The sequence below is a fragment of the Cupriavidus cauae genome (assembly GCF_008632125.1).
GTDB lineage: Bacteria > Pseudomonadota > Gammaproteobacteria > Burkholderiales > Burkholderiaceae > Cupriavidus > Cupriavidus cauae.
The window spans coordinates 109,881-124,906 of sequence record NZ_VWRN01000022.1 but is presented as its reverse complement, the minus strand read 5'-3'; the positions used below and the strand labels follow the sequence as shown (position 1 = coordinate 124,906).

The 15,026-nt window shown below is 69.0% G+C and carries 8 protein-coding genes and 1 pseudogene; all 9 read left to right on the top strand.

Features of this window, described 5'->3' with window-relative positions; genetic code table 11:
* The first annotated feature begins 212 nt into the window (after positions 1-212).
* Entirely contained in the window at positions 213-1,151 is a 939-nt protein-coding gene (locus F1599_RS06860; protein WP_150082621.1) for a PilN domain-containing protein, read from the top strand.
* The gene (locus F1599_RS06855) at positions 1,138-2,340 is read left to right on the top strand and encodes a pilus assembly protein PilP (RefSeq protein WP_150082620.1); all 1,203 of its coding nucleotides are present in this window, start codon (positions 1,138-1,140) and stop codon (positions 2,338-2,340) included. Before F1599_RS06860 ends, F1599_RS06855 begins: the two co-directional genes overlap by 14 nt.
* A 401-nt stretch (positions 2,341-2,741) precedes the next feature.
* A pseudogene (locus tag F1599_RS06850) lies at positions 2,742-4,133 on the top strand (type IV pilus secretin PilQ); the annotation flags it as partial.
* Positions 4,134-4,360: 227 nt separating this feature from the next.
* A complete protein-coding gene (locus F1599_RS06845) occupies positions 4,361-4,978 on the top strand; it encodes a shikimate kinase (RefSeq protein ID WP_150082636.1) in 618 nt (205 codons plus the stop codon).
* On the top strand, positions 4,965-6,071 hold the full coding sequence (aroB, locus tag F1599_RS06840; protein ID WP_149319725.1) for a 3-dehydroquinate synthase: 1,107 nt from the start codon (positions 4,965-4,967) through the stop codon (positions 6,069-6,071). The genes F1599_RS06845 and aroB overlap by 14 nt, the downstream gene beginning before the upstream one ends.
* A 60-nt stretch (positions 6,072-6,131) precedes the next feature.
* Positions 6,132-7,268, top strand: a complete 1,137-nt coding sequence (locus F1599_RS06835) for a deoxyguanosinetriphosphate triphosphohydrolase (protein ID WP_149319724.1) — start codon at positions 6,132-6,134, stop codon at positions 7,266-7,268.
* Between the two features lie 155 nt (positions 7,269-7,423).
* A complete protein-coding gene (locus tag F1599_RS06830; protein WP_150082618.1) occupies positions 7,424-8,140 on the top strand; it encodes a transposase in 717 nt (238 codons plus the stop codon).
* A 512-nt stretch (positions 8,141-8,652) separates the two neighbouring features.
* Positions 8,653-13,362: a glutamate synthase-related protein gene (locus F1599_RS06825; protein ID WP_149319767.1), complete on the top strand. Its 4,710-nt coding sequence runs from the start codon at positions 8,653-8,655 to the stop codon at positions 13,360-13,362.
* A 137-nt stretch (positions 13,363-13,499) separates the two neighbouring features.
* Positions 13,500-14,963, top strand: a complete 1,464-nt coding sequence (locus F1599_RS06820) for a glutamate synthase subunit beta (protein WP_149319722.1) — start codon at positions 13,500-13,502, stop codon at positions 14,961-14,963.
* Positions 14,964-15,026 lie beyond the last annotated feature (63 nt).

Below are 15,026 nucleotides of genomic sequence, written 5' to 3'. Positions count from 1 at the left end.
GCGTGCGTGCGGCGTGCGGGCAGCATGCGGGCGGCATGTGAACCGCATGTGTGCCGCATGTGTGCGGGATGTGTGGGACGCGTGGGGCCATGCAGGCAGCACGCGTGCGGCAGGCGCGCGTCGTCGGTCGTGGCGCGGATCGGCGTGATGGGCGAGAACGGGGCAGGCAAACGGGCAGGGCAGGGCGGCGGATTTCGGACAGGCGGTCAGCAGTGGAAGCGCCGGTTAGAGCCGCGATCGCGCCGTCGAGTTCAACGCCGTGCCGGATCGACGAGGGGAGAGGCATCGTGCGGGGGCAGGGAATCTGGCGGAGGGGATGGCATCGCGCGGCGCGTCTGGCACGGCGTCTGGCGCCGCCATCGGTGCGCGATCTGGCGTCGCGATGGGTCCGGGATCGGGCGCCGGATTTGAAGGATCTGGCGCCGCGGCTTGCGCCCCTTTTTGCGCGGCTGCCCGACTCGCTGCGGCCAGGCTGGCGCACCGCAGCCGGCGTGGCCGGGGCGGCCGTGCTGGTCGGCGGCTATGTGCTCGATCGCCGCATCGCGGCCGTCGAGGCAGACAACCGCGCCCTGGCCGAGCGGGCGCGGCAATGGGAGGCGCCGGCGCGCCAGGCCGCCCGGCTGCGGCAGGAAATCGCGGCGGTCAGCCGGCGCGGCGGCGCGCTCGATGCGCTGCTGCACCACCGTGGCCGGCCCGCACGACTGCTCGATGCGCTGGCCCGCCAGGTACCGCGCGGCGTCCATCTGCGCAGCGTCAGCCAGCAGGACGACACGGTGACGATCGAAGGGGTGGCGCGCCATCACGAGCGGGTGGCGGCATTGGTGCGCCAGCTCGCGCCGTTGCCGTGGCTGGCGCGCGCCGAACTGATCGAGTCGCGCTCGGCATCCGTCGGGGCGGGCACGGGCGTCGATCCGACAGCGGCATTTGCGTTCTCGGTGCGGCTGGTCTATCGCCCTGTCGACACGGCAAGCGCGGCAAGCGCGGCAAGCGCGGCAAGCGCGGCAAGCGCGGCAAGCACGGCAAGCACGGCGGCAAGCACGGCAAGCACGGCCGCCAGAGCAGGCAGGGCCGGCAGGGCGGGCGCGGTTGGAACTGGCGCCTCCACGGCAACATCGCCACCGACGGACAGGAGCCCACATGGCGCCGGATGACGAAGACGAGAGCCCGGCCGCCTCGGCATCCTGGCTTGGCCAGTGGGTCGAACGCGATGCGGGAGCGCTGCGCGGGTTTGCCGCAGGGTCCCCGCTGTGGCCCGTCCTCGCCGCCTGCGCGGTGCTGGCGGCCGGCTGGCAATGGCATTGGCGCGACAAGCTGGACTTGCTCGACAGCCGGCAGGCCGAGCACGCGGCGCTGCGCGAGTCCGCCGGGCGACAGGCGGCCGAGGCGGCGAGCGCCGAGCCGTTGCGGCGGCGCCTGGCCGAACTGACGCAGGCGCTGACGAGGCGGGAGCGCCATCTGCCCGACCATGGCGGCATCGACGACCTGCTGGTCACGTTGAGCGCGCTGGCCACCGCCCGCGGGCTGCGGATCGTGCTGTTCCAGCCGCAGGCCGCGGAGGCAGGCGAGGAATTCGCCCGGATTCCGCTGAGGCTGCGCGTCGACGGCGGCTATCGCGAGATCGCGGCCTGGCTGGCCGATATCGCGGCCTTGCCTCGGCTGGTGACGCTGCAGTCGATGCAGTTGGCGGCCGCCAAGGAGGGCAGGGAAAGCAGGGAGCGCAAGGACGGCGGGGACGGCAGGGAAAGCAGGGAGCGCAAGGACGGCGGGGACGGCAGGGACGGGAGGGACGCCGGCGAGTTGACGATGGAGGCGGTCGCGCTGGCCTACCGGGCGCTCGACGTTGGAGAACGCGCCGCGCAGCAGCGGGCGGCGCGTACCTCGCGCGGGAAAGCCGGAAGCCAGCCCCCGCCTTCGATGGCGTGGACGCCCGCGCCGCTGGACGTCGCGCTGCGCCTGCCGTTGCTTGGCGCCCGCCATGCGGGCGACACCGATCCGGCGGCAATCGACCCCTTCGCTTACGCTCGGCTGGCCGCACCGTCATTCGCGCCGCCGGACGATGCGCTCGCGGCGCGTCCGCGCGAGCCGCTCGAGGCGTATGCCCTGGAGCAGATCCGCATGGTCGGCAGCCTGCATAGCGCGGGCCGCGCCTACGGCGTGATACGCGTGGATGGCGCCGATGGCATGGTGGCGGCGTTGCAGGTCGGCCAGCGTCTGGGCCGCCGCGATGGCGTCGTGGTGCGCATCGGCCGGGACGAGATCGTGCTGCGCGAGCGCGTCTGGAACGGAGAGGATCGATGGATCGAGACGACGGCTCGCCTTGCGCTGGATGCGCCGGCATGACGGGGCGCATGCCGCGGCGGCGCGCGTCGTGGACGCTGGCGTTCGCGCTCGCCCTCGCTATCCCGCTCGCCGCTCCGCTGCGCGCGCTCGGCGCGGCCGCGCCTGCCACGCCTGAGCCCGACCCCACCCCCACGTCCGCGCCGACGCTTGCGCCCGTACCCGCGCCCACCACGTCCACCACAACCGCCACGACCGCCACGACCGCCACAACCGCCACGACCGCCACGACCGCCACGACCGCCACAACCGCCACAACCGCCACAACCGCCACAACCGCCACAACCGCCACAACCGCCACAACCGCCACGACCGCCACGACCGCCACGGCCGCCACGGCCGTCAGACCCAGAACGGCCGCAACGCCCGCGTCGCGGCCCGCCGCCGCGGCTTCACCCATGCGCGACCGCCTGTCCCTCAATTTCCAGCGCGTCGATATCCGCGCCCTGCTGCAGGTATTCGCCGATTTCACCGACCTGAACGTGGTGGCCAGCGACAGCGTGCAGGGCAATCTGACGCTGCGGCTCAGGGACGTGCCGTGGGAGCAGGCGCTGCGGATCGTGCTCGATGCGAAGGGGTTGGCGTCGCGGCGCGAGGGCAATGTGCTGTGGGTCGCGCCGCGCGCGGAGCTGGCGGCGCGGGACAGGCAGGAGCTGGAGGCGCGGCAGCAGCTGGCAGATCTCGAGCCGGTCGGCAGCCAGGTGTTCCAGCTGAACTACCAGCGTGCCGACGATGTTCGCCGGCTGCTGCTCGGCAGCGCAACGAGCGCGCCCGCGGCCAGCCTTGGGCCGTATGGCGGATCGCTCGGGCACGGCGGTGCTGCTGGGATATCGGGTGGGGGATCGTCCGGGGGATTTGTTGGAGGATCGGTGGGCGCATCTGCTGGGCGCCTGCTGTCCCGCCGCGGCAGCCTGACGGCGGACGCCCGCACCAACCAGCTGTTCGTCTCCGACCTGCCCGAGCGGCTGCAGCAGATCGCCGCCTTTCTGGCGCGTATCGACGTGCCGGTGCGCCAGGTCATCATCGAGGCCCGCATCGTCGAGGCCGACGACAAGTTCAGCCGCAATCTGGGCGTCAAGCTGGGCTTTGCCGCGCAGTACGGGCGCGGCCGCGTCGCCGATACCTGGACCGACGTGCTGCCCGGCGCGGCCGGCGAGCCCGGGCCCTTGCTCAGTCTGCCGGCCGGCGCGCTGCATGGCGCCGACCCGGGCCATCTGGCGGTCAGCCTGTTCAACAGCGCGGCCAGCCGTTTCGTTGCGCTGGAGCTGTCCGCGCTGGAGGCGGACGGCAAGGGCAAGATCGTCTCGAGCCCGCGCGTGGTGACCACCAACAATATCAAGGCGCTGATCGAGCAGGGCACGGAGCTGCCCTATCAGGCGGCCACCTCCAGCGGCGCGACCTCGGTGCAGTTTCGCAAGGCCAACCTGAAGCTGGAGGTAACGCCGCAGATCACGCCCGAGGGCCAGGTGCTGCTGGACGTCGACGTCAGCAAGGACAGCGTTGGGGTGCAGACCACGCAGGGCTTCGCCATCGACACCAGGCACGTGCAGACCCAGGTGCTGCTCGAGAACGGCGGCACCGCGGTGATTGGCGGCATCTATACGCGCGCCGAGCGCGGCGATGTCGCCAAGGTGCCGCTGCTGGGCGATATCCCGGTGCTCGGCCGGCTGTTCGGCAGCCGCTCGGTCTGGCGCGATCGCACCGAGCTGCTGGTCTTCCTGACCCCACGCATCCTGCGCGATGCCGTCGCGCCGGCACGGGGCCATTCGGGCGCCCCGTTCGGCGGGATGCAGTAGACTGAGGCCCGCAAATGCAGCGGCGGCGCCGGCATGCGGCAGGATCGGGCGATTTTCGCCGGGGATTTGCCTTCCGCGCCGGCCCCGCGCCTGCACGGGTCTTGCCCCGCCGGGCCCGACATAAGAAGATGATGCCGTTTCCAACCCGCGAGCCGCCTGCAGAGCGCCGATCGGCTCGCCGCGAATCCGTGACCGCTTCCCGTCCGAACCTTTTTTTCGTCGGCCTGATGGGCGCCGGCAAGACCACTGTCGGCCGCACCGTGGCCCGCCGCCTCGGCTATGCCTTCGTCGATTCCGACCATGAGATCGAGGCGCGCTGCGGCGTGCGCATCCCGGTGATCTTCGATCATGAAGGGGAGAGCGGCTTTCGCGACCGCGAGGCGCAGATGATCGACGAGCTGACGCAGCGCGAGCGCATCGTGCTCGCGACCGGCGGCGGCGCGGTGCTGCGGCCCGAGAACCGCAGCCGGCTGAAGGCGCGCGGCACGGTGGTCTATCTGCGCGCCAGCCCGCATGACCTGTGGCTGCGCACGCGGCACGACCGCAACCGCCCGCTGCTGCAGACGCAGGATCCGAAGGGGCGTCTCGAGGCGCTGTACGCCGAGCGCGACCCGCTCTATCGCGAGGTCGCCGATTTCGTCATCGAGACCGGCAAGCCCTCGGTAGCGCAGCTTGCTAATATGGTGCTGATGCAACTCGAGATGTCCGGCTGGATCGCCGCGGCCGGCGGCAACGATATCCACGGCGACGCCCGGAGCGATGTCCGCGGCGACGGCGCCGGCGATCCCCACCACGATGCCGACATCGAGCCGGCGCAAGATACCAAGACCGATGATCACGCTTGAAGTCGACCTGGGAGAGCGCAGCTATCCCATCCATATCGGTGCCGGCCTGCTCGACCGCGCCGACCTGCTGGCTCCGCATGTCCGTGGCCGCCACGCCGTCATTGTCACCAACGAGACCGTGGGCCCGCTGTACGCGGCGCGGGTCGAGGCCACGCTGACCGGCCTGGGCAAGATCGTGCGCACGGTGACCCTGCCCGACGGCGAGTCCTTCAAGCACTGGCAGACGCTGAACCTGATCTTCGATGCGCTGCTCGGCGCCGGGGCCGACCGCAAGACCACGCTGATCGCGCTGGGCGGCGGCGTGGTCGGCGACATGACCGGGTTTGCCGCGGCCTGCTACATGCGCGGCGTGCCGTTCGTGCAGATGCCCACCACGCTGCTGGCCCAGGTCGATTCGTCGGTGGGCGGCAAGACCGGCATCAACCATCCGCTCGGCAAGAACATGATCGGCGCCTTCCACCAGCCGCAGGCGGTGATCGCCGATATCGGCACGCTGAAGACGCTGCCGCCGCGCGAACTGGCCGCGGGCCTGGCCGAGGTGATCAAGCATGGCGCGATCGCCGACGCGGACTACTTCGCCTGGATCGAGCAGCATATCGGCGCGCTCAACGCCTGCGACGCCGACATGTTGGCGCTGGCGGTGCAGCGCTCCTGCGAGATCAAGGCCGCGGTGGTGGCCGCCGACGAGCGCGAGGGCGGCATCCGCGCCACGCTCAATTTCGGCCATACCTTCGGCCATGCGATCGAGGCCGGCATGGGCTACGGCGAGTGGCTGCACGGCGAGGCGGTGGGCTGCGGCATGGTGATGGCCGCGGACCTGTCGCTGCGGCTGGGCTTCATCGACATCGAGACGCGCTCGCGCATCGAGCGGCTGGTGGCCGCCGCGATGCTGCCGGTGGTGGCGCCCGACCTGGGCGTGGACCGCTATATCGAGCTGATGAAGGTCGACAAGAAGGCGGAGGCCGGCCAGATCAAGTTCATCCTGCTCAGGAAGCTCGGCGAGGCGCTGATCACCAGCGTGCCCGATGCCGACCTGCGCGCCACGCTGCAGCACGCCGTATTGAAACGTCCCGTCGAGGCACCGGTCGCGTAAGCGGTCGGCCATGCCTCGCAACCCTCAGACGATGCCCGCATCGCCCAACCGGATTGCCGCATGACCGACCTCGAAAGCCATCTCGCCCCCTATGCCGCGCACTCGGCGCAGTCGCGCGGGCGTGTCCATGTCGAACCGGCGTCGTCCTCGCGCAGCGAGTTCCAGCGCGACCGCGACCGCGTGATCCACAGCACCGCGTTCCGCCGGCTCGAATACAAGACGCAGGTGTTCGTCAACCACGAGGGCGACCTGTTTCGCACGCGGCTGACGCACAGCCTCGAGGTGGCGCAGATCGCGCGCTCGATCGCCCGCAACCTGCGGCTGAACGAGGACCTGGTCGAGGCCATCTCGCTGGCGCACGACCTCGGCCACACGCCGTTCGGCCACGCCGGCCAGGATGCGCTGAACGCCTGCATGAAGAACCACGGCGGCTTCGAGCACAACCTGCAGAGCCTGCTGGTGGTGGACGAGCTGGAGGAGCGCTACGGCGGCTTCAACGGCCTGAACCTGACCTTCGAGACGCGCGAGGGCATCCTCAAACATTGCTCGCGCGTCAACGCCGCCGCGCTGGGCGAGCTGGGGCGGCGCTTTCTCGAAGGCACGCAGCCGTCGCTGGAGGCGCAGCTGGCGAATCTGGCCGACGAGATCGCCTACAACAACCACGACATCGACGACGGGCTGCGCTCGGGACTGCTGACGCTGGAGCAGATGGACGAGGTGCCGATGTGGGGCCGCCATCGCGCGGAGGTCATGGCGGCCTATCCGGGCATCAACGGCCGCCGGATGATCAACGAGACGGTCCGCCGGATGATCAACACGCTGATCGTCGACCTGATCGAGACGACCCAGCGCAATATCGCCGCCGCCCGGCCGGCCGATATCGACGCGGTGCGCGCGGCGGGTCCGCTGGTCGCCTTCAGCCCGGCGGTCAGGGAGGAGGCGCAGGCCCTCAAGCGCTTCCTGTTCCGCCATCTGTACCGCCACTACCTGGTGATGCGGATGTCGGCCAAGGCCCAGCGCATCATCAGCGACCTGTTCGAGGCCTTCATGGGCGACCCGCGCCTGCTGCCGCCCCAGTACCAGGCGTCCCATGGCGGCGACCAGCCGCGGCTGATCGCGCACTACATCGCCGGCATGACGGACCGCTACGCGATCCGCGAGCATCGGCGGATGTTTGCGGTCGGCGAGCAGAACTGACGACCGGCCACCAAGCCCGCGCACCAAGCCCGCGTACCGAGGCCGGGCACCAAGCCCGCGCACCAAGCCCAGCAGCTCGCGCACACCAGGTCCGCGCATCAAAAAATAGGGACAGATCAGTTATCATCGCGCCATCGCTCTGACACGATGGCGCCATGGCACGACTTCCCCGCTTCTCCCCGACCGGCCTGCCGGCACTGGTGTTGCAACGTGGCAACAACCGCCAGCCGGTCTTCCTGGGCCCCGACGACTACCGCTTCTACCTCGACTGCCTGCGCATGGCGGCGCGCGAGCACGATCTGGCGGTGCATGCCTATGGGCTGCGGCCCAACCATATCCATCTGGTAGCGACGCCGCGCCGCGACGACGCGCTCAGCCTGACCATGCAGGCGGTGGGCCGCCGCTACGCCCGTTACTTCAATCGCGTGGCCAACCGCACCGGCACGCTGTGGGAAGGGCGCTTCCGCTCGGCGGTGCTGGAGCCGGACGCCTGGATGCTGCCGGCCATGCTCTACGTCGAAGGCAACGCCGTACGGGCGGGCGAGGCCAACACGCCGGACGAGGACCGATGGAGCAGCCACCGCCATCACGTCGGCCTGGAGGCGAGCCCCTTTGTGAGCGATCACTCCGCCTACTGGGCGCTCGGCAACACGCCCTTCGAGCGCCAGTCGCGTTACCAGTCGCTGGCGGCGGAAGGGCTGTCGTCGTCCACGCTGGCCGTGCTGCGCAAGCACGCGCACAGCGGCTGGCCGCTGGGCAGCGAAGCCTTCCTGCGCGGCCTGGAACGGCATGCGGAACGGCGTGTGCAGCCGCTGCCGAAGGGGCGGCCGAAGCGTGCGTCGGCCGAACCCGATGCTGCGGAAGCGTCATGATTCGTGCCTGTCGACGGCAGCCGATGGCGGCCGCGATAGCGGTCTGCAGCAGCGGTGGGCGGTCCCATGGCATGCACAATCGCGATGCCGCGTCCGCCCCGAAATGGTGCAATATTAATGTGTCCCCAATTAATGACCATCACCAAAACAGGGCATGGATTAATATGATCTGACCCCATTTTATTTTTTTGCGGGCCTCGGACGATTCTTTTATATTTGCTCCACCCACATTCATTGTGCGGCGCGTCACGTCCTGTGTACGCCGCTGCGGTCCCCTTCGCTGCCCACCACGTCCGTCCGGACTGCACGCGAACGCCGTTCCGGCAGATGCCACGCGAGGCGCGCTGCCCTCACCGGAATCGAAGCCCGTGGACCAATCGCAAATCCCGCCGGCCGAGCAGGCCCAGTCGCTGATGGCCCAGCAATCGGCTCAGCAAACGGCCCAGCAAACGGCCCAGCAAACGGCCCCGCAACTGGCCGAAGCGCCCGCCGGGCGCCCGCAGGCGCAAGGCATGTACGACCCCGCCAACGAGCATGACGCCTGCGGCGTCGGCATGGTCGCCCATATCAAGGGCAAGAAGAGCCACGAGATCGTCCTGCAGGGCCTGAAGATCCTGGAGAACCTGGATCACCGCGGCGCGGTGGGCGCGGACCACCTGATGGGCGACGGCGCAGGCATCCTGATCCAGATTCCCGACCAGTTCTATCGCGAGGAAATGGCAAAGCAGGGCGTGACCCTGCCGCCGGCCGGCGAGTACGGCGTCGGCATGATCTTCCTGCCGAAGGAACACGCCTCGCGCCTGGCCTGCGAACAGGAGCTCGAGCGCACCGTCCGCCTGGAAGGCCAGGTCGTGCTGGGCTGGCGCGACGTGCCGGTCGACGCGACCATGCCGATGTCGCCGACCGTGCGCAAGACCGAGCCGGTGATCCGCCAGATCTTCATCGGCCGCGGCCGCGACATCATGACGACGGACGCGCTGGAGCGGAAGCTGTACGTGATCCGCAAGACCGCGAGCCACGCCATCCAGGCGCTCAAGCTCAAGCACGGCAAGGAATACTTCGTGCCGTCGATGTCGGCGCGCACCGTGGTCTACAAGGGCCTGCTGCTGGCCAACCAGGTCGGCCAGTACTACCGCGACCTGCAGGACCCGCGCGCCGTGTCGGCGCTGGCGCTGGTCCACCAACGCTTCTCGACCAACACCTTCCCGGCCTGGGAGCTGGCGCACCCGTACCGGATGGTCGCCCACAACGGCGAAATCAACACCGTCAAGGGCAACGTCAACTGGATCAACGCGCGTACCGGCGCGATCTCGTCGCCGGTGCTGGGCGACGACCTGCCCAAGCTGTGGCCGCTGATCTATCCGGGGCAGTCCGATACCGCGTCGTTCGACAACTGCCTCGAGCTGCTGACGATGGCCGGCTATCCGCTGGTCCACGCGATGATGATGATGATTCCGGAAGCGTGGGAGCAGCACACGCTGATGGACGACAACCGTCGCGCCTTCTACGAATACCACGCCGCGATGATGGAGCCGTGGGACGGCCCCGCGGCCATCTGCTTCACCGACGGCCGCCAGATCGGCGCGACGCTGGACCGCAACGGCCTGCGTCCGGCGCGCTTCTACGTGACCGAGGACGACGTCGTGGTGCTGGCCTCCGAGGCCGGCGTGCTGCCGTTCCCCGAGTCGCGCGTGGTGCAGAAGTGGCGCCTGCAGCCGGGCAAGATGTTCCTGATCGACATGGAGCAGGGCCGCATCATCGACGACAAGGAACTGAAGGACAACCTGGCCAACGCCAAGCCCTACAAGAGCTGGATCGACGCCGTGCGCATCAAGCTCGACGAGATCGACGCGAAGCCGGAAGACGTCGCCTCCGAGGCCAAGCCCGCCGCCAAGCTGCTGGACCGCCAGCAGGCGTTCGGCTTCACGCAGGAGGACGTCAAGTTCCTGATGGCGCCGATGGCGCTGTCCGGCGAAGAGGCGACCGGCTCGATGGGCAACGACTCGCCGCTGGCGGTGCTGTCGTCGAAGAACAAGACGCTGTACCACTACTTCAAGCAGCTGTTCGCCCAGGTCACCAACCCGCCGATCGATCCGATCCGCGAGAACATGGTGATGTCGCTGGTGTCCTTCATCGGGCCGAAGCCGAACCTGCTCGAGCTGAACAACATCAACCCGCCGATGCGCCTCGAAGTGTCCCAGCCGGTGCTGGACTTCAAGGACATCGCCAAGATCCGCAACATCGAGCACTACACCGGCGGCAAGTTCCGCTCGTACGAGCTCGACATCTGCTATCCCGCCGAGTGGGGCAAGGAAGGCATCGAGGCGCGCCTGGCCTCGCTGTGCGCCGAGGCCGTCGACGCGGTGAAGTCGGGCTACAACATCCTGATCGTGTCGGACCGCCGCGTCGATCCGTCGCACGTCGCGATCCCGGCGCTGCTGGCCACCTCGGCCATCCACCATCACCTGGTGGAGAAGGGCCTGCGCACGTCCACCGGCCTGGTGGTCGAGACCGGCTCGGCGCGCGAGGTCCATCACTTCGCGCTGCTGGCCGGCTACGGCGCCGAGGCGGTGCATCCGTACCTGGCGATGGAGACGCTGGCCGAGATGGCCGGCGGCCTGTCGGGCGACCTGTCGGCCGAGAAGGCGATCAAGAACTTCATCAAGGCGATCGGCAAGGGTCTGCAGAAGGTGATGTCCAAGATGGGCATCTCGACCTACATGTCGTACACCGGCGCGCAGATCTTCGAGGCCATCGGCCTGTCGCGCGAGCTGGTGCAGAAGTACTTCCACGGGACCGCGTCGAACGTCGAGGGCATCGGCATCTTCGAGGTCGCCGAGGAAGCGCTGCGCCTGCACCGCGACGCCTTCGGCGACAGCCCGGTGCTGGAGAACATGCTCGACGCCGGCGGCGAATATGCCTTCCGCATCCGCGGCGAAGAGCATATGTGGACCCCGGATTCGATCGCCAAGCTGCAGCACTCGGTGCGCGCCAACGAGGGCCAGGGCGCCTACCAGACCTACAAGGAATACGCGAACCTGATCAACGACCAGAGCCGCCGCCACATGACGCTGCGCGGCCTGTTCGAGTTCAAGGTCGATCCGGCCAGGGCGATCCCGCTGGAGGAAGTCGAGCCGGCCAAGGAAATCGTCAAGCGCTTCGCCACCGGCGCGATGTCGCTCGGCTCGATCTCGACCGAGGCGCACACCACGCTGGCGATCGCGATGAACCGCATCGGCGGCAAGTCGAACACCGGCGAGGGCGGCGAGGACGAGAAGCGCTACCGCAACGAGCTGCGTGGCATTCCGATCAAGAACGGCGACACGCTCAAGAGCCTGCTCGGCGACGACGTGGTCGAGCGCGACATCGAGCTCAAGGACGGCGATTCGCTGCGCTCGAAGATCAAGCAGGTCGCCTCGGGCCGGTTCGGCGTGACCGCCGAATACCTGGCCTCGGCCGACCAGATCCAGATCAAGATGGCGCAGGGCGCCAAGCCCGGCGAGGGCGGCCAGCTGCCCGGCCACAAGGTGTCGGACTACATCGGCAAGTTGCGTTATTCGGTGCCGGGCGTCGGCCTGATCTCGCCGCCGCCGCACCACGACATCTATTCGATCGAGGATCTGGCGCAGCTGATCCACGACCTGAAGAACGTCAATCCGCAGGCCGACATCTCGGTCAAGCTGGTGTCCGAAGTGGGCGTCGGCACGGTCGCGGCCGGCGTGGCCAAGGCCAAGGCCGACCACGTGGTGATCGCCGGCCATGACGGCGGCACCGGCGCCTCGCCGTGGTCCTCGATCAAGCACGCCGGCACGCCGTGGGAGCTGGGCCTGGCCGAGACGCAGCAGACGCTGATGCTCAACGGCCTGCGCAACCGCATCCGCGTGCAGGCCGACGGCCAGATGAAGACGGGCCGCGACGTCGTGATCGGCGCGCTGCTGGGCGCGGACGAGTTCGGCTTCGCCACCGCGCCGCTGGTCGCCGAGGGCTGCATCATGATGCGCAAGTGCCATCTGAACACCTGCCCGGTCGGCGTCGCCACGCAGGACCCGGTGCTGCGCAAGAAATTCCAGGGCAAGCCCGAGCATGTCGTCAATTTCTTCTTCTTCGTCGCCGAGGAAGCGCGCGAGATCATGGCGCAGCTGGGCATCCGCAGCTTCGATGAGCTGATCGGCCGCGCCGACCTGCTCGACACCCGTGCCGGCATCGAGCACTGGAAGGCGCGCGGCCTGGACTTCTCGCGCATCTTCTACCAGCCGCCGTTCCCGGGCGACCAACCGCGTTTCCACACCGATACGCAGGATCACGGCCTGGCGCCGGAATCGGGCAAGGCGCTGGACCACGTGCTGATCGCCAAGTCGCGTGCGGCGATCGACAAGGGTGAGCGCGTGTCCTTCATCCAGCCGATCAAGAACGTCAACCGTACCGTCGGCGCGATGCTGTCGGGTGTGGTGGCGCGCCAGTACGGCCATGAAGGCCTGCCGGACGACACCATCCACATCCAGCTGCAGGGCACCGCGGGCCAGTCGTTCGGCGCGTTCCTGGCGCACGGCATCACGCTGGACCTGGTGGGCGACGCCAACGACTACGTCGGCAAGGGCCTGTCGGGCGGCCGCGTGATCGTGCGCACGCCGCACGAGTTCCGCGGCGATCCGACCCGCAACATCATCGTCGGCAATACCGTGCTGTACGGCGCGATCGCGGGCGAGGCCTTCTTCAACGGCGTGGCCGGCGAGCGCTTCGCGGTGCGCAACTCGGGCGCCGTCGCGGTGGTCGAGGGCACCGGCGACCATGGCTGCGAGTACATGACCGGCGGTACCGTGGTGGTGCTGGGCGCCACCGGCCGCAACTTCGCGGCCGGCATGTCGGGCGGCGTGGCCTACGTCTACGACGAGGACGGCCTGTTCGACAAGCGCTGCAACACCTCGATGGTCGCCCTCGAAGCGGTGCTGGGCGCCGCCGACCAGGAGAAGGGCCAGAGCGCGGCGAGCTGGCACAAGTTCGGCGGCAAGCGCCAGCTGGACGAGGTGATCCTGCGCGGCCTGATCGAGCAGCACTTCCGCTTCACCGGCTCGGAGCGCGCCAAGGCGCTGCTGTCGGACTGGACCACGGCGCGCCGCAAGTTCGTCAAGGTCTTCCCGACCGAGTACAAGCGGGCGCTGGGCGAGATGTACGCCAAGGAACAGGCCGCGCGCGACAGCGACCGCGAGGCGATCGCCGCCTGAGGGCGGACACCGCAGCCGGGACGGCGAGGCGGCAACGGTGGCGAATCGCTGCCGCCGCGCCGTCCACCACACCACAATGACCTCACAACGGGGCGCGCGCATCGCGCTGCGCCCCGAGCACAACCCAAGGAAGCGACATGGGCAAGGCGACTGGCTTTCTCGAATTTCCGCGCCAGAGCGAGAGTTACGAACCGGCACCGAAGCGGGTCCGGCATTACAAGGAATTCGTATTCCGGCTGAGCGACAACGAAGCCAAGGTGCAGGGCGCGCGCTGCATGGACTGCGGCATCCCGTTCTGCAACAACGGCTGCCCGGTCAACAACATCATCCCCGACTTCAACGACCTGGTGTATCGCCAGGACTGGAAGTCGGCGATCGACGTGCTGCACCAGACCAACAACTTCCCCGAGTTCACCGGCCGCATCTGCCCGGCCCCCTGCGAGGCCGCCTGTACGCTGGGCATCAATGAAGATCCGGTCGGGATCAAGTCGATCGAGCGCGCGATCGGCGACAAGGCCTGGGAAGAGGATTGGGTCAAGCCGCAGCCGCCGGCGCACAAGACCGGCAAGACGGTGGCCGTGGTCGGCTCGGGCCCCGCGGGCCTGGCCGCCGCACAGCAGCTGGCGCGCGCCGGCCACGACGTCACGGTGTTCGAGAAGAACGACCGCATCGGCGGCCTGCTGCGCTACGGCATCCCCGACTTCAAGCTGGAGAAGGCGCTGATCGACCGCCGCATGGCGCAGATGCAGGCCGAGGGCGTGACCTTCCGCGCCGGCGTGATGGTGACCGACGGCAAGCTGCCGGCAGGCATCAAGAACTACGCGAGCGAAACGATCTCGGCGCAGGAGCTGATGGACCAGTTCGACGCCGTCGTGCTGGCCGGCGGCGCCGAAGTGCCGCGCGATCTGCCGGTGCCGGGGCGCGACCTGCAGGGCGTGCATTTCGCGCTGGAATTCCTGATTCCGCAGAACAAGGAAGTGGCCGGCGACGGCCCCAACGAGATCCGCGCCGACGGCAAGCATGTCGTGGTGATCGGCGGCGGCGATACCGGCTCGGACTGCGTCGGCACCTCCAACCGCCATGGCGCGGTGTCGGTGACCCAGTTCGAACTGCTGCCGCAGCCGCCGGAGGAAGAGAACAAGCCGCTGGTGTGGCCGTACTGGCCGATCAAGCTGCGCACCTCGTCGTCGCACGAGGAAGGCTGCGAGCGCGACTGGTCGGTGGCGACCAAGGAATTCATCGGCGAGAACGGCAAGGTCACCGCACTGAAGGCCTGCCGCGTCGAATGGAAGGACGGCCGCATGCAGGAAGTGCCGGACAGCGAGTTCGTGCTGAAGGCCGACCTGGTGCTGCTGGCGATGGGCTTCACCAATCCGGTGGGCTCGATGCTGGAGGCGTTCGGTGTCGACACCGACGCGCGCAAGAACGCCAAGGCCTCGACCGAAGGCGAGCGCGCCTACTTCACCAATGTGCCGAAGGTGTTCGCCGCGGGCGACGTGCGCCGCGGCCAGTCGCTGGTGGTCTGGGCCATCCGCGAAGGCCGCCAGGCCGCGCGCTCGGTCGATGCCTTCCTGATGGGGCATTCGGAGCTGCCGCGCTGAAGTTGTTCTGTATCGTCCCTCTTCCGCAACGGGAGAGGGACGAATCCCCGGCGGCATCGCCCC

What these genes read in the sequence shown, in the direction of transcription:
- F1599_RS06855 (WP_150082620.1), top strand. Translation starts at nt 1,138, where the DNA reads ATGGCGCCGGATGACGAAGACGAGAGCCCGGCCGCCTCGGCATCCTGG.
- F1599_RS06845 (WP_150082636.1), top strand. Translation starts at nt 4,361, where the DNA reads ATGGGCGCCGGCAAGACCACTGTCGGCCGCACCGTGGCCCGCCGCCTC.
- aroB (WP_149319725.1), top strand. Translation starts at nt 4,965, where the DNA reads ATGATCACGCTTGAAGTCGACCTGGGAGAGCGCAGCTATCCCATCCAT.
- F1599_RS06835 (WP_149319724.1), top strand. Translation starts at nt 6,132, where the DNA reads ATGACCGACCTCGAAAGCCATCTCGCCCCCTATGCCGCGCACTCGGCG.
- F1599_RS06830 (WP_150082618.1), top strand. Translation starts at nt 7,424, where the DNA reads ATGGCACGACTTCCCCGCTTCTCCCCGACCGGCCTGCCGGCACTGGTG.
- F1599_RS06825 (WP_149319767.1), top strand. Translation starts at nt 8,653, where the DNA reads ATGTACGACCCCGCCAACGAGCATGACGCCTGCGGCGTCGGCATGGTC.
- F1599_RS06820 (WP_149319722.1), top strand. Translation starts at nt 13,500, where the DNA reads ATGGGCAAGGCGACTGGCTTTCTCGAATTTCCGCGCCAGAGCGAGAGT.